The sequence below is a fragment of the Pseudomonas sp. F-14 TE3623 genome (assembly GCF_053629015.1).
In genome coordinates this window covers 3,165,960-3,190,379 of record NZ_JBRJHM010000001.1, presented here as the reverse complement: position 1 = coordinate 3,190,379, position 24,420 = coordinate 3,165,960, and the positions used below count along the sequence as shown (strand labels likewise).

Here is a 24,420-nt window from a genome sequence, read left to right as displayed (position 1 = left end):
CGAATCCTGCAATTATATAGACGATTGAGCGATACCCTCCTAACAAAAGAGCACGACCTTTTATAACAAACCCTCTGAAAGAGTGGCCGTTATAATTCGTCAGACACACATGGAGATTTAAGTACTAGTATAAAAACCTGGCACTGAGACAACCGTATCAGCTGACTTGAAAACAACGCCAGGATGGCCAGCCATAAGCCCGCGTTATTCCCTTCTAATAATAAAAATAACTTCTGACTGAACCGCGTTCGCTCAGCCTTTGTGCGTGGCTGCCATTTATTAACCGTCGACTGATACACAACGTGGCGCATGCCCGAGGGACACCGCGATGGTACATAATCGTATTAATCGAAATAGCATATCCAAAGGACTGACTTTCTGGGGGCAATGGATAATTGCCATCACTTCGGTCAACGCGCTGTTATTTGCTCTTGCGCTCTATCAGACAGGAGAAATAGAGGCCCATTATCGTGTGTTAGCGGTGCTTACTCTCCTGGGTTCGGTCCCCTCCTACTCCCTGCTGCTGGTTTATCACAAGCAGCATGGCTACCTCAGCGGCCTGGGTCGACTGCTACTGGGGTGGCTGCTGACGCTGACCGGACTGACCAGCATCGGTTTTATCAGCAAAACCAGCGAATTGTTCTCCCGGGAGATCATCCTGGTATGGGCTATGGCCGGTTATTGCGTACAGGCCTTGCTGTACCTGCCTTTGCACAGCTTTTCCAGGCACTACCATCGGCAATTGCACAGCCAAAACAACACCCTGATTATCGGCACCGACCAACTGGCGGTGAATCTGGCGGACAAACTGGCCAAAACCGAGTTTCCACCGCTGGTCGGCCTGATCAGCTCAAAACCCAACGAGTTGTCTACCAACGTCAATGCCCACAGAATCGTGGGTCAGTTGCAGGAACTGCGTGAGCTGATCCGGGTGCACGATGTCCGGCGGTTGTACATCGCACTGCCCTTGAGCGAAGCCAAACAGGTTGAAGCGCTGTACATCGACCTTCTCGACTCCAATGTCGATGTGGTCTGGGTTCCCGACCTGGGCAGCATGACGCTGCTCAATCACTCCGTCAGCGAACTGGATGGCCAGCCCGCCATCCACCTCAATGAAAGCCCGTTGACCAGTTACCCGACAGCGGCGCTGAGCAAGACCCTGCTCGACCGCAGCCTCGCCGCCCTGGCGCTGATCGGCTTCAGTCCGCTGCTTCTGGTGATCGCCGTCGCGGTGAAGATCTCCTCGCCGGGCCCGATTATCTTCAAACAAGAGCGCCATGGCTGGAACGGCAAGATCATCAAAGTCTGGAAGTTCCGCTCCATGCGCCTGCACGACGACCATCAGGTACGCCAGGCCGGTCGTGAAGACCCGCGCATTACTTCGGTCGGCCGTTTCATACGACGCACCTCCATCGATGAACTGCCGCAGTTCTTCAACGTGCTGCAAGGCCATATGGCGCTGGTCGGGCCGCGGCCCCATGCGATCGCCCATAACGACTACTACACCGGAAAAATTCAGGCTTACATGGCCCGCCATCGAATCAAACCGGGCATCACCGGGCTGGCCCAGATCAGCGGCTGCCGTGGCGAAACCGAGACCCTCGACAAGATGCAGAAGCGTGTGGAGATCGACCTCAACTACATCAACAATTGGTCGTTGTGGCTTGATATCAAGATCCTGATCAAGACTCCCTTTACGCTCTTTTCCAAGGACATCTATTAACTGCTGCGACGTTCATCCCTTCTATTCTTCAGCGTATTGCTGACAAGGTTGTAGCCTGGGGTAGTCAGGTTTCTGACTACCCCTAACACCCCCGCCCCACCGCCTCATATCCCATCCCATGTTGATCCCAATTGAACGGCCTGCCGAAGGCTGCGTTCGGCTGCGTAGCAGGCGTGAGTCGTCCGGCTGACGAGGTCTACCCGACGCACCGCAAGTTCTGATTTTGCGACTGCTACGCAGCCGAACGCAACCTTCGGCAGCTGCTACAGATTTGCGACTTGGCTGACTGACATGAGTGGGGATGGATGCTCAATGCGTCGAGCAGGTCGAGCGAGTCGACCGTACTCGCGTCATCGGCAAGAGAGGTGTTGCTGGAGGGGATAGAGAGAGGATCTACGGTTGCAACATGCCGGGCAGACTGCTTGGTACTTCGCGCCTTTTCAGCGCACCCAGTACCTGGAAATCAATAACCCCATCAACACGCCGACAGTATTTGCCAGCATGTCGTAGGGCGAAGCCGTGCGTAGCGGCATCAAACCTTGCGCGGCCTCGATGAGTACGCCGGTGAGCAAACACCCCACGGCGATCCAGCGAAATTTCACATTGGGAAAGGCCAGGCGGCAGCTGCACGCAAATACCAGAAAGCCGATCCAGTGATGGAGCTTGTCCTCTTCGACGAACAGCTCCGGGATCGGCTGAGCGCGCAAACCCGCGAACAGCAGAATCACGGTCACCGAGGCAAAGACCAGGCCCCGGAGCCAGAACGGCAACTCGACCAGGCCTTTGAGCCACGTGATCATTCGGTAATTTTCTCGAAGTTGTTGTAGAACAGGTCGCTATCACGTCCGTCGGTCATGGTTTGCAGCGAGTAAGCTCGGCTCAGGCGTGCACCGCCATCGCGGGTCAGTGGCGCCCAGACGATGTTGGCCCGGCGCATGGTGGAGGTACTCATCAACTCGTCGAACGGGATGGAAACATAGATCCCTTTGTCGAAGCTGCCCTCACCATACTCCTCCTTCGACGCGCTGGTCAGAGTGACCCAGGCGCCAAACTTCACACCGTTCTTGAACACCCGCGACAAGTCCACGGTGGTGCCCCAGTCCCGCGCCAGATAACGCCCGACACTGACTGCTGCAAGCATGTCATTGGGCAATTCAGTATAGCTGGTGACATGGCCCGTCACGGTCTTGTAGTCACGCAGGCCAAAGCCCTGATCATAGTCCCGCTGACGCACGAAGTTCAGGTCTGCGCCCACCGACCAGCGTTTCCCCGTGGGTCGATACAGTACTTCGCTGCCGACGCCGGCGAACATGGATTCCAGATAGCCGCCGTAGGCCATGCCGTACAAATCCCGATCCAGCTGCACCGCATGGTTGAACTGGAACGTCGGCATCATCACATCGGAGGTGGTCATGTATTGGCGCAGATCAGTGCGCACTCGTGGCAGCCCGCTCGGCGCATCGTAGGTGAACTTGTCGTAGTTGTTCAGCAGGTTGGCACTGAGCAAGCCGCTCCACCAGGTATTGCGGGTGAAACGGTACTCCGCGTCGGCATCGGCGGTGAACTGATAGAGCAGTCCATCGGGTCCGCCGATGTTCTGTTTGTAGCCCAGGCCGAGGCCGTAACTGAACGGTTCCAGCGCCTGGGTGTAGAGCGTGGTTTCCCGGTGCGCAGTCGCTGGATTGACCTCGGTCGTACGGTGCAAATCCTTCAACGGCTGGTCATTGTTCACGACCGCGCGGAACGTTTCGCGCGGCACGCTGGTTTCCTCGATGGACATGTCATAACGCTGGTTCACCAGGGTGAACCAGTCGATGTCTTGATTGACGCTGTTATCGAGAATCCGGCTGGCTCGCCCGACGGCTTTGGACGGATAAAAATAGCGAGACTGCTCGCCATACACCATCAACTCCGAACCGCGCTGGGTGATGCGTTTCACCTTGTAGCCGGCATTTTGCTGCAGCCGGTTGGAGACATCGGCCCAGTTGACCTGGTCAGCCGGAGTCGACGGCTCCTGCGCCGGCAACGGCTCGGCGGGAGGGTCGTAGGTTTTGACCGGCGCCTTACGGCTGACAAAATTGGTGTGCAGGGTGATGCCGAACATCGCCGTATTGCCACGCTCCCAGCCAGCACTCAGATCGACACTGTCCGCGAGCTTGTAGACCACGCCGATGTTGATCGGCAGGTCTTGCTTGATCGAGTTGTCCAGCGGCTCATTCTTGTAATCGTTGCCCTCGTACTCGATCTTCAGGCTCAGCGGTGCCCACGGCGTTTGATAGGCGATACCGCCAAACAACGAAGGGTGCCCCCTGAAGTAAGCATTGGTGTTCACGTCCCCTGCCCTGGCGACAACCGCAGAGCTCTCTGGCCGGTCGTTGAACTTGCTACCGAAGACCGCCAGCGGGTTGCTGAAATCCCCTCGATTACCCAGATAGCCCCAGGCAATGCCGAGGCTGAAATCCAGGTCGCCATAACGCTTGTTGGCAACGAAATACTCGCTGGAAAACAGCCCGGTACCGCCAATGTCCCGAGCACCGACGGCGACCTGCGGGGCCCAGTGACTTTCTTCCCAAAGCCGCGCCTTGATGTCGATGGCCTTGTCTTTGAAGCTCTGATCGCCGCTCAACTCTTCGGTGCCGTACCTGCGGTTAGTGATCGCGGTGTAACGAAACGAGCCTTCTAGCCAATCGAGCGGCTGCAGGGAAAAACTATAGCGGGTGTAAGGATCGGTACGACTGGCCGTGGCGCTCAACTCCCCCGCGGGGGCCATGCGCGCGGTGGGCGTTTGTAATAGACCGACGCCACCAAAATCATTCTGGGTGTAGCGTGGTTCACCGTGAACCATTCCGCAGGGCAGGATCAATACAGCAGCAAAACGTAACGTCAACGGGCACTTCAAGGGGCCACCTCAGCCAAGGGTTGAGTGGCGAGAAACTCGGCCAGTTGTTGATTGAGCTCTGGGGTCGGCATCTCAAGGTCATCGCTCCTGATCGGCACCAGGATCCTGCTGCCAGGAGCAGCCACGATGCCATCCTCGCGATTCCATGCCGCCACACCCACGCGCCGTACCTGGCCGTCGGGCTGGATCAGCCACAGATAATCGCGTTCGGCGTCGTCGAGAATGGTGCAGTCGCGCACGTAAGCACGGACTTCCTGCAGGGCGCGGTAAGGCACATGACAGGGCTGCGCGACTGCCCCGAGGATTTCCACGGTGGACGGCCGCGCGGGATAAACAAGACGGTCACCATCATCCAGCAACGCGTTGCGGGCGAAGCCCACTTCCACGGCGATCGGGTCGAGCACTGCAACCTGGCGCCCGGTGACCGGCAGTCGTTCGATCTGCTCATACAGGCGCGCACTCAAATTAGCTCGCGTGCCCTTGCCATCCAGCAAGGCACCCCGTTGCAGAAGCTTCAGATCGAACAGGACGCCTGCCTTCAAACGCGCTTGCTGATCCTCCAGCGAGCGGTGCAGCCACGCAGCACCCAGCCAGTAACTTTCGGCGTTGGGTCGGGCGCCTCGAATGACGTCCATCAAACGTGCACCGGGTTTGACGTCGATGGGACCGGGGCTGCGCACATCACCGCTGACTGTCACGGCTGCCTGGCTCACGCCCGGCCCCATCAAGAACAAGCCCAGCAACACAAGGTTCGAACACTTCACCGGGCAGCCCCCCGATCAGGGCGTACCTGCATGATTTTCAGGATTAGCTGCGGTGTCAGGTGCTGCTCGCTGCGCAGGATGAAACCGTCCTGGGGGTCGACCCAGTAGCGGTTGGTGGCGCGAAATTTCAGGGTGGGTACATCCACCTGCTCGTCGATGCGCAGCAAGGCGTAATCCTTGTCCAGAATGCGAATGGTCTCGATGTCGTGGGTGCTGAAACGGCTGTTGACGGCGATACCGATACGGTTGCCGTCATAGATGTCGATCCAGCGCGTGCTGGTATAGCCGTTGGGTAAATGCTGAAGGCCGCGTTTGAACGGCGACTCATCATTGAAACGAGTGCCATCCAGTGAAACGCCCAGCCCCACGGTGCGTACCACCAGACCGTCGCGCATCATCAGTACTTGCTTGCCAGAAGCGACCCAGAACTGCAGGTCGCCCTGCCGGCGAGCCATGGCCATCACCCCCTCGCTGGAGGTGGTGGTGACCAGGATCTGCGGATACGGCACGGCGTCGACCTGAGCGCGGGTCAAGTTGATGGAGGCAGGTCCTGTGACGGAGGATTCGAGGGTGTCCCAGGAGACCCTCATCAACGGGTTACACCCGCACAGCAAGAGCGCCATCGTCAGACAGGCACAGGTAGGCAAAATTTTCACGGCGGGATAGAGCCTTATCTGCTGTTGGCTTCGCTGAGGTCGTTAACCGAGCTGGCACCGGTACCGAGGACACTGGCGGTAGGCAGAAGCTGGGTGATCAGACGGTTCCAGCGCGTCACGCCGGCCGGGCCGACATAGACGATGTCTTGCGGTTGCAAGTCGAAACGAGTGGCCAGCACTAAAGCGGAAGGCGATTCTGCATCGAGCTGGAATACCTTGGCCGGTTCGGTTTCCAGGTTGTCCGCACCGCGAATCACGTACACCGCGTTGCCATTGGAGGTGGTCTGGTTCAAGCCCCCCACAGTGCCCAAGGCATCGGTCAGGTTGATCGATTTGCTCTTGAAGCTCAGCGCGCGGGGCTGATTGACCTCACCCATGACATAGATCCGCTTGAGATCGTTATAAGGCAGGTACAGTCGGTCGCCACCCTTCAGGTAGACGCCCTGCAGTTGCGAGTCCTGGCGATTGAGAGTGTCCAGATCCAGCTTGTACTCGCGCCCGTCGCGGGTCAGCGTCAGGCCTGACAGGTCTGCATTTGTCGGGTCCACACCAGCCGCGCCAATGGCCTCCACCACACTCAACGGAGTGGTGGTGATCGGCTGCTGGCCGGCTTTGATCACCGCACCGGAAATCACCACGGTCTGGCTGGCGAAGCGCAATACGCTGACGTCGACCTGAGGGCTTTCGACAAATTGCGACAAGCGCTCGGCGATAAAAGCTCGCAACTCTTCGATGGTTTTACCAGCCGCCGGAACATTACCGATGTAGGGATAAAACAGCGTGCCGTCCGGACGAACCAGGCGACCGTTGGCATCGATTTGCTGTTGCGGCCCGGAAGGCGCCGTCAACTCCGGGTGATCCCAGACCGTAATAAACAACAGGTCGTTGGCACCCACGCGATAACCGCCCGAAGTATAAGACAACAACTCCGAGGGGACAGATTCGCGTACGCGTGTGGCGGCATCCATGGCAATCAATTTAGGGGTGATGGGAATAAGTTCCACACGGCTACTCTCCGGAGAGCCGTCACTCACCATTTGACTGGTGTCCATGTGTTGACCAGGCGAAAACATACAGCCGGACAAGCTGATACTTGCCAGCATAACAACAGAAAACCTACGGATCATAATGGCACTACGCTAGTCGAGGGCAAGTCTAAAACAAGATCACCCAGAAAGTTCTGAGTGATCTTGTACAACACACTTCGCGGGGTATTAGTTGGTACCAGTAGTACCACCAGTACCACCAGTACCGGTGGTGCCGCCCGTTCCAGAGGTACCGCCATTGGAACTGCCCCCAGAGTTTGAAGCGGCCACTGCAGCACCGACAACTGCCGCGCCGATCACCACGGTTTCGGCGACAGTTACACCCCCGACCAGCGGGGTGTTCAACGACAGTGGCTCGCTTGTGCTCACCGTATCGCTCACCGGTTCATCCGCTGCCAACGCCGCGGTACTCATGACAGCCAGCAAGCTGGCTAAAAGTAATTTCTTCATATCAGACTCCTTCTCGATATTAAACCCTTATAGAACTCTATAATAAGGGAGCAGGGATGGAACGGAGATGAAGAGGCAATGACAACTGCAGAAAGATCTTGTCGGATCACGCACGTAGCCTCCTCAGAATCATCTCACTCGTCGATAACTTAAACCAGTGGCCAACATTCGCCAAAAAGCCTGCGCAGATCACCTGCAAACCAGATCAGAATGCGATTTCGGCGGGTTTTCCAGGGAATTAGCCAGACGTTAGCCGTTTTTCAACGCTCATCGTTAAGCGCGAACCTTCCAGTATGCTGAAGCATTGTTAATAATGGTCAGCATTATCCGGGCTCTTGACCACTGGACTTGTTCATTCCAGGACACGGACCAAGTATGGAAGAGGGACTATGGCGCTTTCAGTGGCCTGGACAGCTTTAAATGACTGGCCTTACCGATAGCCCACGACCTATACCATAATAGTCGAATCCATTGGCTTTCATGCGGTGAGGATCAAATATGTTACGGCCGTCAAATATGACAGGGGTACTGAGTTTTTCCTTTATCAAGTCCAGGTCAGGGGCTTTGAATTCGCGCCATTCTGTCACAATGATTAAAGCATCAGCGCCTTGAAGCGCGGCTTCTTTGGTACCCATTAAAAGCAAGTCTTCTTTCATTCCATAAATTCGTTGCGTTTCGGCCATAGCTTCGGGGTCGAAGGCTTGCATTCTGGCACCAACGCTACGCAACTGCTCAATCAAGACGCGGCTGGATGCTTCTCGCATATCATCGGTATTGGGTTTGAAAGCCAAGCCCCAAATCGCAAATGTTTTTCCCTCCAACTGCCCATCGAAGTGATGTTGGATATGTTCGAATAGATGTTCCTTTTGCCGTCTGTTGACTTCCTCGACAGCTGACAAAAGCGTTGCTTTATAGCCGATCGACGACGCTGTGCGCTCCAGGGCTTGTACATCTTTTGGGAAGCAGGAGCCGCCATAGCCGCAGCCAGGGTAGATAAAGTCGTAGCCAATTCTTGGATCAGAGCCAATGCCCTTACGAACGGCCTCAATGTCTGCGCCCAATCGTTCGGCGAAATTAGCCATTTCATTCATGAACGAAATTTTTGTTGCCAACAGACAGTTAGCCGCATACTTCGTCAGTTCAGCACTTCTGATGTCCATTGTGATTATTTTTTCATGGTTTCTGTTGAAAGGCTCATAGAGCTCCCTCATCCGGTCCACGGCGTAGCTACTATCACTTCCTATGATAATTCTATCGGGACGAGTACAGTCTGCTACCGCAGAACCTTCCTTCAGAAACTCAGGGTTCGAGATAACGTGAAATTCCACCTCAAGGTCCCGAGACTTCAATACGTCGGAAACTTTCATTCTTACTTTATCTGCGGTACCGACAGGCACAGTAGACTTGTTAACAATAATTTTAGTCTCCGTCATGTGGAGCGCGATGGTCGCTGCAACGGATAACACGTATTTTATATCAGCGCTGCCATCGTCGTCTGGAGGCGTGCCCACTGCAATAAACTGAATGTCACCATGATGCACGCCGCGTGCTGCATCGGTGGTGAAATGTAAACGCCCTGCTTCATGGCATTTTTCTACGAGAGCACTTAATCCAGGCTCATAGATCGGAATAATCCCGCTCTTCAGGTTCTCGACTTTAATAGCGTCGACGTCAACACAACATACGTCATGCCCTGCGTCAGCAAGTACAGCCGCTTGAACCAGGCCCACATAGCCTATCCCAAAAACAGTAACATTCATTTTAACACTCCTTTAAACGAGCTCGAGGCGGCCATAACGATCTTCAAAACGAACGATGTCATCTTCGCCGAGGTAAGAACCTGATTGAACTTCTATCAACTCAAGGGGGATTCGCCCTGGATTTTCAAGGGAGTGCACAACCCCAATGGGTATGTAGGTGGATTGGTTCTCGCTCAGTAACACCTGTTTGTCGCCGATTTGCACATTTGCGGTGCCTGATACCACGATCCAGTGTTCTGCCCGATGATGGTGAAGTTGAACAGAAAGTTTATGCCCAGGTTTGACGGTGATTCGCTTCACTTGGTATCTATGGCCTTGGTCCACCGAGTCATATTTCCCCCAGGGTCTATAGACTTCGCGATGACTAGCGCTCTCAACTCGATTGTTTTTAGTGAGTTCAGACACTATTTTCTTGACGTCTTGAGAGTTCTCCTTGGTCGTCACCAATATCGCGTCCGAAGTCTCGACGACAACGACATCACTTATACCTAGAACAGTGACTAGACGATGGCTGGAGTGGACATAACTGTTGGTAACGCCTTGCAGCAGCACATCCCCTTGTATGCAGTTTTCATTTTCATCCTTCAGGCCTGCTTCCCAGACCGAGTCCCATGCACCAAGATCGCTCCAACTGGAGTTGAGGATAACGACTGACGCAATGTTGGTTTTCTCCATGACCGCATAATCAATTGACACATTGGGCGCGTTCACGAAGTCCACCTGATTGAGCCTTGTGAAGTCGTGGTCATGCGCCGCATTGGAGAGAGAAAGCTCTGCGGCAACAACGATGTCAGGACTCAAGCGTTCCAATTCAGATTTCATGACGGAGGCGCGGAACATAAACATTCCGCTATTCCAGAAATAGTTTCCTTGGGCAAGGTAGCTTTGTGCTGTTTCCAGGTCGGGCTTTTCTACAAAAGCTTCGACATGCGCAACGCCTTCGGCAGTGTCAATTTGCGTACGGATATAGCCGTAACCAGTCTCTGGCTTAGTAGGTACAACGCCGAAGGTGACAATTCGCCCCTTGTCGACTTCCACCTTGGCCAACGCAAGGGAAGCTTTAAAAGCGTTAATGTCGGTGATGACATGGTCTGCGGCTAAAACCAAAAGGATAGGATCATCCCCGTCCTCCAAGGCTGCCAGTGTCGCGGCCGCTATAGCGGGAGCGGTATTTCGTGCAGCGGGTTCCAATAGTATCTTTTGTGGTTTTATATCCAGAGACCTGCTTTGCTCAGCCACGATGAAACGATGATCTTCGTTACAAACTACTATCGGAGGACTTAAGCTCTCCCCCTCTGTAGATAGATTTTTTATTCGATCTAAAGTGGCTTGAAACAAGCTCAAATCATCGTGTATCGATATAAATTGTTTTGGCTTGAGAGATCTAGAAAGCGGCCACAGGCGCGTGCCTGAGCCACCAGATAAAATAACTGGGATCATAGCAATTACTCAATGATTAAAGGTGATGAGAGAGTGTCGACAAACAGCGAAAGCTTAAGACGTGAACGACTTTATATAATCGATTAAACGATCTCTCTCCGTGAAGTCCAGCGAATTCTCTGCGCTACTGTAATTGAGTGCTGAATCGATAGCCGAAAAAAAATCATCTTTATCATAGGCAATGAAAACAGACGGAAAGCTCGAAAAGTTCTCAACAGTGTCGTACTGATGATTATTAATGTGTTCACCACGGCTGCTATCCCGGGGCACGATAACTATTGGTTTCCCCAGCTCAAGCGAGCGAATGATATTACCCATGCCCGCATGAGAGACGACGACTGCTGAGGTGTTAAAGTTTTTGGAAAACAGAGGTTCAGCTATTGTCTTGAACGCGGTAATGCGGCCCAAGTCCTTTTCGTTATCGCCGACTTGGGCAACAATAGGGATATGAGGGTTTGCATGACTCCATTCACTTAAATAGCTGAGCATTCTCTCAAACGGCGCTTGAGTGCCAACGCTGCAGAATATCATTTATACAATCCTCCCTTTATATTGAGCCCTGCTGTTTTCCGAAAGAGTGGGCCACTGCGTGAGCAATTCATCTACAAAGTAAGAAGCGATTCTGCCGGACAGAGAGATTTTCTTGGGGTTCGCAATGCTATCAATCCAGAGCGTTTTTTTTCCCATGATCTTTGCGGTGATCAAACCCAGCAGACCCGGTGCCGCACCCGTAGAGATGACGTATTTTGCTTTGCTGTGGTAAACGATATTGAAGATCTGATAGAAGCCCTTAATAATCTTCAAGGGTTCATTTCTATTAAAGTCTGGGACTTTAACAAAATCGTGAAGTGGATACTGTGAGTGAACGCTGATATCGACGGTGGCAATGTTAACCTTTTGGCCGTCAAAAGCAGGAAGCAGTTTGCTCATCTGTACCCAGTGCCCACCTCCGGAACAAATCAGTAAAACATCATACGATTGACTCATGACGGCTCCCTTCCTGTCAGGATTAATAGACATCATTAGATAATAACGGCTGCTCTTAATAACTCCGCCTGGCCCTTCCAGCGTGTTATTCGCTTGGCTTTTAACTGGGCTGATTTTTCTTTATAGAGTTCTTCATTTTCGATGAGTTGAGATACCCCGAATTTTATTGACAGGGGGTCTAATGTCTCAACAAATACGGCCGCGTCCGAAAACAATGATCGCAGTACCGTCGTGTTCGAGAGTGCCATCGGCCTGCCGGCACTGACAGCTTCGTTGGCCACACTCAATTGGACATTGTCGCGCGTTGTCAGACCGAGAACGACATTCGCGTTGCACAGCAACTGTTCAAAAATCAATTTGCTCAGAAAACCCGTAAGCTTGATATTGGCTGGCATTGACTCTATGAGCGCTTCCGACAACTTGCCCTCATGCTTCCCTGTGATAAGAAAGTTTATATTAGGCATCTCCCTGGCTGCATTAATAACGACTTCTATCGGTTCGTCGATATCAAAAGAACAAGGGAAAAGCACATAGGGGGTCTGATGATCACTGGTGGGCGAGGCTTTAAAATCACACGGCAAATCTTCCAGGATGAAAATGTTTTCTGCGTTAACGCCTGCGTGAGATAATTCTTCTTTGACTTTGAAGTTGTGGACTACAACAGCATCGATTTTGTTGAGTAAAGACACCGTCCCTGGGAAAGTTAGCCACTGTTTGCGCAGCAAGCTGTTGTGTGCGTCAGCGATAATCTTGAGGCGCCTGTTCACCAAAAACTTGTAGGCCAGTGCTATGTGCAATACAGGGCTCGGGGGCAGCTGGACCCAAACAACCTCAGGCGCACCGACAAAAAGCGCTTTGATCGTCTTAAAAGACTTAATCAAATAATCCAATGGTCGTGTATATTTTTTCTTGAATCTATTTGGGAGGTGCAGAATGTCATACGCCCAATATTGTTTCATTGTGTCGGCGCGTCGTTGATAGCCAACCCATGCGATCATTAATGATTTCACTTCAGAATCCTGCATAAAGGACAGTCGGGAAAATTGAGTGCATTACAATGCAAACCAAATAGGGAAGTCGGCGTTGTACAGAATATTTTGATTTCTGAACCGAATATGTTTAGCCGGGTTTCCTCCCGCGATCGAATACTCTTCAACATTGCGCGTGACAACGCTGCCCGGATAAATAACCGCACCTTTTCCTATTGTGACTCCTGGCATTATCATCACATTGGGAAAGATCCACGCGTTATCTCCAATGACAACTGGCTTCCCGACTGTATTACTCATGGGGTCATCGATATCGTGCCCCAGTGTATAAATTTTTGTGTTGTGGGAGATATTGACGTTGTCGCCGATGCTGATTCCAGCCCTATTATCCATGTAGCAGTTGTAATTTACCGTGCAGTTCTTTCCTATTGAGAATTTACCAAATGAAAAAAAAATGACCCTTCTATGGACAGTAGTTTTGGTGCCAATGCGGCATCCCGTTGCCCTTAGCAGGGAACGTCTCAAGTTGAAAAAGAAAGCCAGGCTAAGCGCCGTATTAAATAAGGCAACCACTACCTTCTTGGTATTAAGCTTCAAGTTCTTCATCTAGTTACCTGCGCCCTGCCCTGATGTATTAGCGATGCGACGTGAACTCATCACGAAATTCCTGAACCGAATATTGGTACTGGCAGGTGTAGCGAAGGATGCGTTGTTTCCACCGAAGAAAGTAGAGAACAGCAAACCATCGATCGTTAAGTTTTTAGTGTCTCTAAATATCAGTCCGGTTTCAGAGTGCACCAGTTTTCTATCGTACCAAATAGAAATCACGCCATCGGCTTGACCCGGAGTATTTAATTTTACGAGTTGCTCTAATACGTGCCATCGCCCGACACTAAAGGTCCAGGAGCCCAAGCCTATTGCTGTCCCCCATGTTTTGCTGGTGGGTAAATAGGCATAGATTGCGCCAACGCCATTTTCTTTCCATATGTAGCGAGTGGAAAAACCATCATGGCCGTTAGGTATTTTCCCTCCTGTATTGCCTGTGCCGCCGTAGAGACCCGGAAGTTTTCCGCCTTTTACAAAATCAAAGTTTTTATCGAATTTCAATTCATAAGTAAGAATCAGGCATTCTCTACCCGGTTGCTTGAGCCTGGATTTGAATTCAATTCCCCCGTAGGGTAAACCCAACCGGACCATCGAGCCTGGATCGTACGACCCGGCGGGATAATGTACCTTGATGTCTTTGATTTCGTTGCTGTAGGCTTTGTTGGTTAAATTAGCGCTGCCTTTTATACTTTCCTGTACTTGGGCTTTACCCTGACGACTGGTAAACGTCTGTGAAACATCTGGAAGTGACGGATAGATGTTTTCAATGTTTTGCTCGCAGTTGTCGTTTACGTCTGACGCACCGCTCGTAGCCACATGCAGAGAAAAAGCTAAAGCGAGTAGCGTCGAGCCTTTTTTTTTCACGTCAGTTGCCCCTCGCAATCTTATTTGTTATCGACCCATTTCAAAAAATCATCGACAGCATTTTGTGCGATGGATGATCTCTGTGAAATCTCTTGCTTGAGGTGCTCTGCCATTTGCGCTTTGGATTGTCTGAATTCGCTAATGGTCGCCATGATCAGGTTATGGTCAGGAGCGCTGACCAGTTTGGTGCCGCGTGGAAGCATTTCATGAACTTTTTTCAGTTTGTTTTCGATTTCAACAGCGATGGTTGGATAACCTAAAGAAGCAGGCAGAAGCACGCCGTGCGCCCTGGCGCTGATAATGACATCGGATTCAACTATCAATTTCGCCATGAACGTCTCTGGTGTGTCGACTGCAGCATCCCAGCACAACCATTCAAACGTGTGGTGCTTATCGATAAGATGCTGGTCACGTTCTTTATAAAGTGATACTAGGCGAACCTGTTCACCACGTTTGGACAGTTCATGAGCGGCCTGAACCATTGCCTCGATGAATTTTTGTCCATTCAGGTCATGCGGCCAATCGCGCAGGATAAAGGATAGGTATTTGTTTTTATTTGCGCTGTTTATGTTCAGATCTTTGCTGGAGATCCACAGATCGGAAAGCAGCGTCGGGTCCGTGTACACATCCACATCTGATTTTCCAAACGTATTGCAATGCTTTTGGCTTGTTCCGTCCCTGACGGAAATATAATCACAACGATTAATGACACTGACTGCGCGAGTCAGTTGCTTGCCACCACCATCAAATGGGCCTAAACCGATACAGAATGCAGCAAGACGACGATGGAAAAAAATCTTGTCGATGCCGCCGCGCATCCCTACATACAAGCGTAACAGTGTAGATTTCAAATCGGTTTGGGCTTTTACACTCTTATAAAGCTTTGACGCTTTAAGCGAAAGAGTGGAGGCTTTCTTGGCCGGAGGGATGAACGAGAAAAACTGACCACCGCCGCCCAAAACAACCAGATCAGCTTTGACAGGTTCCTTGATATGTAACCATTTTATGCGCGGGTTAAAATTCTTGGCGATAGCCGGATGGTCGACACCCACTGCAATGTCCGACTCTTTGAATCTCTTTTTCAGAATATTGATGACGCACAACATTAGTATGTCATCACCTAAATTACCAGGGCCGTAAGCACCACGGATATAAACTTTACTGGAATTCATGCTGGGCTTCCAATTTCTACGGGTTCATTGAACATAGTATTCAAGGTAAACGTTGTTGCAATAATGTATATAAATATCATGACCACTATCATCAATCGATACAGGGGGCTTTCAATGTATGTGCTTGAAATGAAACTGACAAAAGGTAACGTCCACAAGATCAGTATTCTGGGGGAGACGAGTAGTTCCAAGGGCAGTATTTTTTTGTATACGAAATAGGGCAGACCAAGCAGGAAGTGTATTAATTGCGAGCCAATGAATGCTTTTGCAATGCCGACGGCGCCCTCCTCCCTCAGAAGCACAGCTCCGGATATGAACAATACGCCCCATAGAATATTACTCATGACGCTGTACCACGCCAAATCCATCACGATCATTTTTCTTGAGATACCGGATTTAAAGGCACTTAGCAGCGACCCCAGGATGACCAGAATCAACGTTACTTCAAAGTCCCGGCCAAGGAAGCTATCCCCATAGAGTTTTGCCAGCAGTTCGGGGAACATGATGACCGGCTGTATAACAATCAATACGACTAACCAGCCGGATAGAAAGTTCAAGGCGTCTAGCTTCCGGCTTTTACCTCCCAGGGTTGCGGCTAGCATCGGGACAAGCACGGAACCTAATACCACGGAGACATGTGAGAATATTGCATTCCATTGCATGGCGGCTGCGTACATTCCTAACGCGGCGAGTCCGTTACTTGTTTCTGCCAACAATTTATTCGCGAGCCAATTCATCGGGGCGACCATCAGGCCTGTCAGCAAGACCGGGAGCCCGACCGAAAGAACGGTATGCTTTTCAGTCATTACACCTTTGAAACTGAGTGTAGTGTTCTTTGCCTTTAGTGTTTTCCAGCACGCGAGTGCGCTAAAAAACACAATTAATAGTTGAGAGCATGCCAGTCCCAGCAAGGCGCCATTGAGTCTGAATTTTGTCGTCAGGAAGTAAGTCCCCGGGATCGCGACGATGGCGATAATTCCATTGATCGTTGCAATAGACCGATATTGCCCCCAACCGGTTAAACACCCTTGGGTCCATCCAGATAAAATGATGAAGGTGATGGTACTCAATACAATCAGTGATACATATTTCAGATTGTCGGAGCCAAGAATGATGTTAGAGAAGAAAAGCGGAAAAAATAGAGCGATACCAATGATCATGGCACTGAAAGATAAGGCAAATATCAGCGTTAGAGCGATACCTCTGCCCGTTTTCTCTGGGGAAGTCTCTTTAAATTGACCAATATGTTTAGCCGTCGCCGTCGTTGTGGCTTGGGCTGCGACATTGGCGAGCATCACAATGGCGCTTTGTATCAGGCCATACTCTCCAAATGATTGTGCACCCAGTACTCTGGCGACCAGGATGCCGGTAATGACAACCGAGACTTTCGTGGCCACGGCTGAAATGAAACTCCATGCAGTACTGGACACGAACTTTTTCAACAGTGCGTTGTTCATCTGGCTTTAACCTGAAAGGATGGGGCTATCAGCGGTTGATGAAATGTCAGCATTTTTTTACGTTGCCTGCCGGCGTGCTCCGCGACGACGCGTAAAATGATGGCGCTATAAGCGATTCCGATAGCGTACGGCTGATAAGGCGTGGCCGATACGATGAACATCAGTGCCAGAAAGGTGGCTATTGATACCGCAACCCGGGTTTTTAAGTGATGGGTAATGGACGTAGTGAATACGAATAACAAGTACAAACCGATGACCCCGTATTTAACAAAATACGTTAAGTAAGCACTGTCGATATTCGAGTTTTTATCATCGAGACCACGGTATTCAAACCAGGGTATTTCAAAAGGAGTTCCGGCCCCTAGACCAACGAAGTAGTGCATGGGGTTCATGTTGCGTATCAAGTCCAGCGCAGGGCTGAAGCGAGTGGTTAGCTGAACCGCCAGGCCTTCAGATGATAAACCGTCATTGATTCGATCAGCACCGATCATGTTGCTGACCCCAATGAAGGCCAGTAGCACGATTGAACCTAATAGTATGACGCCTATCATTCGAGCAGGCTTTGTATATTGGTGGATGATGATAGCTGCAAAAACAGAAACGAAAATGAATCTTGAATTGGCGATAAACAAACAGATGAATGAAGTCATCAAACAGACTCTCGCCAGCTTCTTTTTGTTCTCAAATAGCCCAGGATCTATGAAGTAGTATATTAAATATGCAACGGCTGCATACGTGCCACCATCCAGATACCTGTAGGCGTTTTCTTCATAGTAGACGTCTTGAAAACTGTACAGCCCCAATCGTAACCAAGCGATATCCAGTATATTGAAAACTGTCATCGCAATTAATATTTTCAGTACCGTTTGCAGCGTCAAGGTTTTTGCTGCAAGGGTGGCGATGTTCGTGAGCACTATAAATGACAGGATCATTATAAAAGGTCGGATGTCCTTCAATAAGTACTTATTCGGGGACCCTATCAGGCCGCACGCGAGTAGTACCACATAGAGCCCACAGCCAAAAAGAAGGCCGGCGGGCACTGTTAATTGAAGTTTTTGTGCCACGACCTGTCTTGTCAGCAACGCACTCAGTGCACCTGCTATATAGAAATCAAAAAAATAGAGGCCTTTTAACGATATTATTTCGCTGTAGGAGTTTCCGGTGGGAATGACAGATAGCATGATGCCCAAAAATACAATTGAGTATTTTGGGGTTTTTACTGCAAGCAAACCCGCTGACAGGGCGATAAGCGATAACAGGTAGAACATGGTTTGGTATTCTTTATGCTGATGTTGTCATTTGACACGCTACCGCCCCAGGATTTTTCGTCATCTTCCTCAGGACGTGGTGTTTCCATGAAATATCGGTTTGATCATGCCTATTGGCATGATCCCGCGTAGCAATAACGACAAGCACTCAAGAACAACAGTAACGCCGTCAATAATCTGAACTTATGACGCGACCCGTTCAACACTCATCAATTTTTGTCGGAGGCGTAGGCATAGTGGTAATAACCATAATCACTGTACCCGTATTTATTGGAGGCCTTTTTCTCCACGCCGTTAAAAATCGCACCTTTAATGGAAACGCCATTCTGGGAGAACCGGCGGACCGTCAACTCGATTTCTTTCGCCGGGTTCAGTCCGTAGCGCGTCACAATCAGGTTGGTCCCGGACAAGCGCCCGACAATCGCCGCGTCTGTCACTGCCAATATCGGCGGCGTATCGAGAATCACCAGATCGTATAGCTCGCTCGCCTGCTCCAATAGCGCGCTGAAATTGGCGTGCATCAGTAACTCGGAAGGATTGGGCGGGATTTGGCCTCGACTGACAAAATCGAAATTGTCGATTTGGGTCTTATGGATAGCGGTGGCTACATCGCAGCGCCGGGCCAGGATATCGGAGAGCCCATTGTCTGAAGAAACATCTAACACTTTGTGCAGATAGCCTTTGCGCATGTCGACGTCGATCAACAATACCCGCAACCCGGTTTGTGCTATCACCACCGCGAGGTTAACCGACACGAAGGTTTTACCCACCTGAGGGCTAGGCCCGGAAATCATCAGGCGGTTATTGCCGGCCTCATGCATGGCGAAGTGCAGACTGGTACGCAAACTGCGCAACGCCTCGACTGCCAGATCGGTGGGATGAGTGACGGCCAGCAATGTAGAACCTGCGCCGGAACGTCCCCGTCCGCGAGAGACTTTGTCTTCTTCACTTTTCTGCAGAATGCTGTAAGGAATCGATGCGTAGACCGGCAACCCAAGTTGCTCGATGGCTTCCGGACTTTCCAGCCCCCGGTTAAGTGCCTTGCGTACCAGTACCAGGACCACCGCCAGGAAGCCGCCAAGAATCGTGGCGATCAATACAATCAAGATTTTTTTCGGTTTGACCGGCTTGAAAAAATTGACATCTGCGGTGTCGATCAGACGCACGTTACCGACCGTCCCCGCGCGCATCACATCCAGTTCCTGAGACTTGTTCAGCAGCTGGGTATAAATGGCAGTACCGACCTCTACATCCCGGGTAAGGTTCAGCAGTTCTTGCTGGGTGGAGGGAAGGCCCTCCACCTTGGACGCCAAACTTTTCTGCTTGCTGGTCAACTCACCGATCTGAGTCAACAAGGCGCGATAGGCGGGATGTTGGCGGGTGAATTTGCGGTCCATCTCGGCTTGCTGCAATTTCAACTCTGAAATGCTGGTATCAAGCCCGACAATCTGATCGAGAATGGCTTTGGTTTCGAGCGTGATGTCCACGGATTTGCTGCGCGTCTGGTATTCATTCAAGGCATTCCCGGCTTTTTCCAGGTCCTTCTTGACCACCGGAAGTTGCTCTTTGAGAAACGCCAGGCTCTGCGCTGCCTCAGCGGAAGTGCGCTCTACGTTTTGCCGTACATAAATAGCTGCAATTTCGTTGAGGGTTTTAATGGCCTGATCCGGATCTGTGCTTTCCAGCGCCAGCCCGATCATGCCGGACTCTTTTCCGCGCTCGGATACATCCAAATCCTCTTGGTAGTCGAGGATGCTGGTCAGGCGAAAATTGCGGATGATTCTGAAGCGGGTTCCAGGATTGGCGTGCATTTCTTCTATCTGAAACGCAATGCCATTTTGTTCGAAAAGTTGTCCAGCCTGGCTGGCCGCCAATACGTTGTCGTCTTCGTCCAACAGGGTGTAATGACCATTTTCACCCGCGGTCAGGGTCAACTTCTTGCCCAGTTGCGAGTCGGGAAGATCCAGTTTGAATATCTTCAGCGACGCCCCTCCCCAAGCGAAACTGTTCAACCCCAACAAGGGGTCGGCTATTTCACCGGGATTTTTATTCTGGAACCGACGAGCCAGGAACTCACCGACCACCGGGAAGTACATTGGTTGTATGACGATATCAAGTTTCAGGTTATCGACCGTCTTACCAATCACCGCACGAGACTTGATCAGTTCGATCTCGGTCGCAGAAGGCGACTCTTTTCCCAACATGCTGCTGACATCGGAGAAGCCCAACAAATCATTCTTTTTCGCTTCGACCTGCAACAGCGCATTCGCCTGGTATACCGGGGTCGCAAGCACCGCGTACGCGACCCCAGCCACCATGAATGCACCGGTAACCGCGGCAATCAGCCATTTATGGTCGATGAGTGTTCCAAACAAGCCGAGAAGATCAATCTCGTCATTGTCGTCGTCCCGCACATTAACTACCGGTGCTTGCTGCATAAGTCGGATTCTTTGCCTGTATTACGATTCAAAAAGGAGTGGCCATCAGCGCGCCAGGCGCTGTGCCCATGCGAGTACGGCTTCTTCGATCAACGCATAAGCGTGCACAAATGCAGGTTTGCCGTGACGGTAGGGGTCGCTGATTTCGCGATCGTCTTGCCATTTGCCCAGTAGCAACACTTTGCCTCGCGCTTCAGGGGCAATATTGAGTACCCCGCTGACATGCCGTCGCTCCATCACCAGAATCAAATCCGCCTCGCTGACAGCTTGAGGCGTGAGTTGAACGGCCTCATGCCCATCGGGCTGATGACCATGCTCTTTGAGTACGGCGTGTGCCGTCGGCTCGATGGGTTTGCCCGCCAAGGCAGCAAGGCCAGCTGAGCTGACCTCGATATCGGAATGAACGAGTGCCCCGCGCAGCAGATACTCCGCGGTGGGACTGCGGCAAATATTGCCGACGCAGACAATCAAAACCCTTTTAAGCAAGATAACATTCCCCGTCTTGTCAACATTGGCGGTGACATAGCACTTGCCGAACATAAGAGCTTTAAACTACGAATGAATCCGGGTATTTATGACCCCGGTAACTGCAGCTGAAACTTTCAAACCATCAGTGCGTATTTATTACCATGACGTTTGAACAGCCCCCAACTTTTTCTTCAGACAAAAAATAACATTTCGCTCTTTGAGCACTGAAAATAACAGTTATAGAATTTATCCAGACGATTTCTAACAATTGTCGCTTTCCCGCGACCGTTCAATCTAAATTACACCAAAATAGAGAGTAGCTAATATATAGCTGTTCCGTTAGTACATTGCCAGGGCGCCAGACATTCGGTTAGAAGTTGGGTAAGAGATGCCTTGGGCAATAACTTTGTTTACAGCGGGTTGCATCAGAAGCATGCAGTGGAACAACCAGACATGCTCGCCGACCAAGCGACCGCGCGATCTTTCTCTCTGCCTGCGCCTTGCGAGAAACATGGCGTACTGGCCTTTCGCTGCTTATGCAGCGTTGCCAACATTTTTCTCGAGTGATCGAGCCATTTAGAGCCCGCACTCTCCAGCGTTACCGGTTCCGACAACCAGTCGAACCTTTCCTACTGCCATTAGCCATTCCATCTGTCTACTTTCAAGGACGCTTCCATGATTCGTAAATGCCTATTCCCCGCTGCCGGCTATGGGACCCGCTTTTTGCCCGCCACCAAGGCCATGCCGAAGGAGATGCTGCCGATCGTCAATAAGCCGCTGATCCAGTACGCCGTCGAGGAAGCGCGCGACGCCGGCCTGCAACATATGGCCATCGTCACCGGTCGGGGCAAACGAGCGCTGGAGGATCATTTCGATGTCAGTTTCGAGTTGGAACACCAGATTCGCGGTACCGACAAAGAACGGTTCCTGGCCGGCACTCGTGAGCTGATCGACACCTGTACTTTTTCCTATACACGCCAGGTGGAAATGAAGGGCCTGGGGCATGCCATTCTCAGCGGTCGTTCGCTGATTGGTGATGAGCCATTCGCCGTGGTGCTGGCCGACGACCTGTGCCTGAACCTGGAAGGCGATGGCGTACTGGCGCAAATGCTCAAGCTCTATGAGCAGTTCCGCTGCTCGATCGTAGCGATTCAGGAAGTACCCCGTGAGCAAACCCAGAAGTACGGCGTGATTGCCGGCGAGCTGATTCGCGAGGGTATTTACCGGGTCAACAGCATGGTCGAAAAGCCGCGCCCGGAAGACGCCCCGTCCAACCTGGCCATTATCGGTCGGTACATTTTGACCCCCGACATCTTCGACCTGATCGCTGACACCGAGCCTGGCAAGGGCGGTGAAATCCAGATCACCGACGCATTGATGAAGCAGGCCCAGAACGGCTGCGTGCTGGCTTATCAATTCAAGGGGCGGCGCTTCGATTGCGGCGGCGCCGAAGGCTACATCGAAGCCACCAACTTCTGTTTCGAGAACCTGCATCAGAACACCTTGTGACGGCGCTGAACCCTGACAAACGTGTGCGTTATCGAATCGATTTTTCGGTCTTTATTACCCTATGGACGAAGCCTCTATGAAGACATTGAGCGGTTTCAAGGCAGATGACAGTCGCCGCCCGTATGGCGCTGACCTTAAAAACAATCTCGCGTACCTCATCGTGCGTGCCTACGCGTCGGAGCTGATCTTTCCCCGCGCGCAGAAACCGCCGGTGCTGCTGGTGGAGCGCATCGGTGCCTTCCCCTCCTCCGGGGAGATCCGTCGTCACGTCAAGGATGGTCCGGCGTTGCTGACGAGCATCAGGCAGCGTTATGCCGCCGACGCCCTCGACATCGACGAGAGCGACGGGCTGAACCTGGTCTTTACCGACTGGCGTCTGAGCTTGCGTCTTTTGGACGATGGTTGCGTGACTTGCCTGACCGTGGAAAGTCGCGGCGACAGCTCGCTCATGCAGCACAAGACCGCCGAACTGCTGAGGCAAATCGATGCTGGGAGGGAATTCGAATGAACGCGATTGCAGAGCACGCCGACAAAGCCTGGTATCTGCTTCAGTGCAAACCCAAACAGGATGAGCGCGCCGAAGAGCATTTACAGCGCCAGGGCTATGCCTGTTTTCGCTCGACCTACCGGCGTGAGCGCGTTTTGCGCGGGCAGCGTCGAGTGATCAGCGAGTCGTTGTTTCCAGGCTATCTGTTTATTCAACTGAGCCTTCAGGACAGTTGGGGCCCGCTGCGCTCGACCCGCGGTGTTTCGCGAGTCGTCGGGTTCGGCGGTCAGCCACTGCCGATCCGTGATGCGCTGATCGACGAGCTCCAGGAGCGAGACAGTCAGGCGATCGTGACAACGTTGTTGAGGCACGGAGATACGGTGCGCATCACTGAAGGCCCGTTCTCCGATCTTGAGGCGGTGTTCCTGGCCATGGACGGCGAGGAACGGGTGTTGCTGATGATGAATTTCCTGCAGCGTGAACAGCACATCAGCCTGCCACTGGCGGGCGTTAACAAGATTTAGATCCACCCGGAGTCTTGAGTCAAAGAAACCTGTGGCGAGCGAGCAAGCTCGCTCGCCACAGACCTACGCCCCTTCCGAGAGATGATTCCAATCGACCCAGCCCAAAAACCATGTCGCCAGAATCAGTAGACCGAACGCGATCCGGTACCAGGCGAACACCGCATAGCTATGGTTGGCGATGAACTTGAGCAAACCGCGTACGGCAATCATTGCAAAGAGGAATGCGGCTACAAACCCCAGGGCAAACACCGGCAAATCTGCGGACTGGAACAGGTCGCGGTACTTATAGCCCGAGTACACCGCGGCCCCCACCATCGTCGGCATGGCCAGGAAGAATGAAAACTCGGTCGCCGTCTTGCGTGACAGGCCAAACAGCAACCCGCCGATAATCGTCGAACCCGAGCGCGAAGTGCCGGGAATCATCGCCAGGCATTGTGCGCAACCGACTTTCAAGGCATCGGTCCAGCGCATCTCGTCAACGTGATCGATAACCACCACATGCTCACGTTGTTCCGCCCACAACATGATGACTCCACCTATCACCAGCGCCACGGCCACGGTGATCGGGTTGAAAAGATATTCATGGATTTTGTCGGCGAACATCACCCCCAGAACAACCGCCGGCAAGAAACCGATCAATAAATTCAGAGTGAAACGTTGCGCATTACGCTGGGTTGGCAAACCGGTAGTGATCTCCAGAATCTTGCGACGAAACTCCCAGACGACCGCCAGAATTGCCCCCAACTGAATGATGATATTGAACGCCATGGCTCGCTCACCGCCGAAGTCGAGCAAGTCTGCGGCAATGATCTGGTGTCCCGTACTGGAGATGGGCAAAAACTCTGTGAGCCCTTCAACCAGCCCTAGAATCGATACCTGCGTAGTGGTCCAGAAGTCCATTAATCCCCCGTTA

Annotated in this window: 23 protein-coding genes; 4 read left to right on the top strand and 19 right to left on the bottom strand. The window is 52.0% G+C overall.

The genetic code is table 11. The features are described 5' to 3' along the window. Window positions 1–328 precede the first annotated feature (328 nt). Window positions 329–1,723, top strand: coding sequence for an undecaprenyl-phosphate glucose phosphotransferase (locus tag AB7M29_RS14855; RefSeq protein ID WP_454247153.1), 1,395 nt, complete (start codon window positions 329–331; stop codon window positions 1,721–1,723). A gap of 440 nt (window positions 1,724–2,163) precedes the next feature. Here the strand turns inward: AB7M29_RS14855 and AB7M29_RS14850 are convergent, their stop codons facing one another. The 18 genes from AB7M29_RS14850 to AB7M29_RS14765 form a co-directional block, all read right to left on the bottom strand. After that, on the bottom strand, window positions 2,164–2,523 hold the full coding sequence (locus AB7M29_RS14850; RefSeq protein ID WP_454247152.1) for a VanZ family protein: 360 nt from the start codon (window positions 2,521–2,523) through the stop codon (window positions 2,164–2,166). Beyond that, window positions 2,520–4,610 carry a YjbH domain-containing protein gene (locus AB7M29_RS14845; RefSeq protein WP_454248713.1) on the bottom strand — a complete coding sequence of 697 codons (2,091 nt, stop codon included), beginning with the start codon at window positions 4,608–4,610 and terminating at the stop codon, window positions 2,520–2,522. Before AB7M29_RS14845 ends, AB7M29_RS14850 begins: the two co-directional genes overlap by 4 nt. Window positions 4,611–4,618: 8 nt before the next feature. Beyond that, the gene (locus AB7M29_RS14840; RefSeq protein WP_454247151.1) at window positions 4,619–5,386 is read right to left on the bottom strand and encodes a capsule biosynthesis GfcC family protein; all 768 of its coding nucleotides are present in this window, start codon (window positions 5,384–5,386) and stop codon (window positions 4,619–4,621) included. Then, window positions 5,383–6,042, bottom strand: a complete 660-nt coding sequence (locus tag AB7M29_RS14835) for a YjbF family lipoprotein (RefSeq protein ID WP_454247150.1) — start codon at window positions 6,040–6,042, stop codon at window positions 5,383–5,385. The genes AB7M29_RS14840 and AB7M29_RS14835 overlap by 4 nt, the downstream gene beginning before the upstream one ends. Before the next feature lie 14 nt (window positions 6,043–6,056). After that, entirely contained in the window at window positions 6,057–7,169 is a 1,113-nt protein-coding gene (locus AB7M29_RS14830) for a polysaccharide biosynthesis/export family protein (protein WP_454247149.1), read from the bottom strand. Window positions 7,170–7,256: 87 nt separating this feature from the next. Beyond that, window positions 7,257–7,538, bottom strand: a complete 282-nt coding sequence (locus AB7M29_RS14825) for a hypothetical protein (RefSeq protein WP_454247148.1) — start codon at window positions 7,536–7,538, stop codon at window positions 7,257–7,259. A 416-nt stretch (window positions 7,539–7,954) separates the two neighbouring features. After that, complete coding sequence (locus AB7M29_RS14820) at window positions 7,955–9,298, bottom strand: UDP-glucose dehydrogenase family protein (protein ID WP_454247147.1); 1,344 nt, start codon at window positions 9,296–9,298, stop codon at window positions 7,955–7,957. Between the two features lie 12 nt (window positions 9,299–9,310). Next, window positions 9,311–10,738, bottom strand: coding sequence for a mannose-1-phosphate guanylyltransferase/mannose-6-phosphate isomerase (locus AB7M29_RS14815; RefSeq protein WP_454247146.1), 1,428 nt, complete (start codon window positions 10,736–10,738; stop codon window positions 9,311–9,313). A 54-nt stretch (window positions 10,739–10,792) separates the two neighbouring features. Beyond that, window positions 10,793–11,269: a glycosyltransferase gene (locus tag AB7M29_RS14810; RefSeq protein ID WP_454247145.1), complete on the bottom strand. Its 477-nt coding sequence runs from the start codon at window positions 11,267–11,269 to the stop codon at window positions 10,793–10,795. Next, window positions 11,270–11,725, bottom strand: coding sequence for a glycosyltransferase family protein (locus AB7M29_RS14805; RefSeq protein WP_201060055.1), 456 nt, complete (start codon window positions 11,723–11,725; stop codon window positions 11,270–11,272). Between the two features lie 35 nt (window positions 11,726–11,760). Continuing rightward, the gene (locus AB7M29_RS14800) at window positions 11,761–12,735 is read right to left on the bottom strand and encodes a glycosyltransferase family 1 protein (RefSeq protein WP_454247144.1); all 975 of its coding nucleotides are present in this window, start codon (window positions 12,733–12,735) and stop codon (window positions 11,761–11,763) included. Window positions 12,736–12,777: 42 nt separating this feature from the next. Then, window positions 12,778–13,320, bottom strand: a complete 543-nt coding sequence (locus AB7M29_RS14795) for an acyltransferase (protein ID WP_454247143.1) — start codon at window positions 13,318–13,320, stop codon at window positions 12,778–12,780. Then, the gene (locus AB7M29_RS14790; protein WP_454247142.1) at window positions 13,321–14,184 is read right to left on the bottom strand and encodes a polysaccharide lyase; all 864 of its coding nucleotides are present in this window, start codon (window positions 14,182–14,184) and stop codon (window positions 13,321–13,323) included. 20 nt (window positions 14,185–14,204) lie between these two features. After that, the gene (locus AB7M29_RS14785; protein WP_454247141.1) at window positions 14,205–15,356 is read right to left on the bottom strand and encodes a polysaccharide pyruvyl transferase family protein; all 1,152 of its coding nucleotides are present in this window, start codon (window positions 15,354–15,356) and stop codon (window positions 14,205–14,207) included. Continuing rightward, window positions 15,353–16,813, bottom strand: coding sequence for an oligosaccharide flippase family protein (locus AB7M29_RS14780; protein WP_454247140.1), 1,461 nt, complete (start codon window positions 16,811–16,813; stop codon window positions 15,353–15,355). Before AB7M29_RS14780 ends, AB7M29_RS14785 begins: the two co-directional genes overlap by 4 nt. Continuing rightward, window positions 16,810–18,081 (bottom strand): DUF6369 family protein, encoded by a 1,272-nt coding sequence (locus tag AB7M29_RS14775; protein WP_454247139.1) that lies wholly within the window; start codon window positions 18,079–18,081, stop codon window positions 16,810–16,812. Before AB7M29_RS14775 ends, AB7M29_RS14780 begins: the two co-directional genes overlap by 4 nt. Window positions 18,082–18,290: 209 nt before the next feature. Then, window positions 18,291–20,519, bottom strand: coding sequence for a polysaccharide biosynthesis tyrosine autokinase (locus tag AB7M29_RS14770; RefSeq protein WP_454247138.1), 2,229 nt, complete (start codon window positions 20,517–20,519; stop codon window positions 18,291–18,293). Window positions 20,520–20,564: 45 nt separating this feature from the next. Further along, on the bottom strand, window positions 20,565–21,059 hold the full coding sequence (locus AB7M29_RS14765; RefSeq protein WP_052965257.1) for a low molecular weight protein-tyrosine-phosphatase: 495 nt from the start codon (window positions 21,057–21,059) through the stop codon (window positions 20,565–20,567). Window positions 21,060–21,662: 603 nt separating this feature from the next. On the opposite strand from AB7M29_RS14765, the gene galU reads away from it, so the two are divergent. The 3 genes from galU (at window position 21,663) to rfaH (ending at window position 23,507) form a co-directional block, all read left to right on the top strand. Beyond that, window positions 21,663–22,496: a UTP--glucose-1-phosphate uridylyltransferase GalU gene (gene galU / locus AB7M29_RS14760; RefSeq protein WP_123356553.1), complete on the top strand. Its 834-nt coding sequence runs from the start codon at window positions 21,663–21,665 to the stop codon at window positions 22,494–22,496. A gap of 76 nt (window positions 22,497–22,572) precedes the next feature. Next, entirely contained in the window at window positions 22,573–23,004 is a 432-nt protein-coding gene (locus AB7M29_RS14755; RefSeq protein WP_217858924.1) for a phosphohexomutase domain-containing protein, read from the top strand. After that, entirely contained in the window at window positions 23,001–23,507 is a 507-nt protein-coding gene (gene rfaH / locus AB7M29_RS14750; protein ID WP_052965259.1) for a transcription/translation regulatory transformer protein RfaH, read from the top strand. The genes AB7M29_RS14755 and rfaH overlap by 4 nt, the downstream gene beginning before the upstream one ends. Window positions 23,508–23,570: 63 nt before the next feature. Here the strand turns inward: rfaH and AB7M29_RS14745 are convergent, their stop codons facing one another. Further along, window positions 23,571–24,407, bottom strand: a complete 837-nt coding sequence (locus tag AB7M29_RS14745) for an undecaprenyl-diphosphate phosphatase (protein WP_454247137.1) — start codon at window positions 24,405–24,407, stop codon at window positions 23,571–23,573. Between the last annotated feature and the right edge of the window lie 13 nt (window positions 24,408–24,420).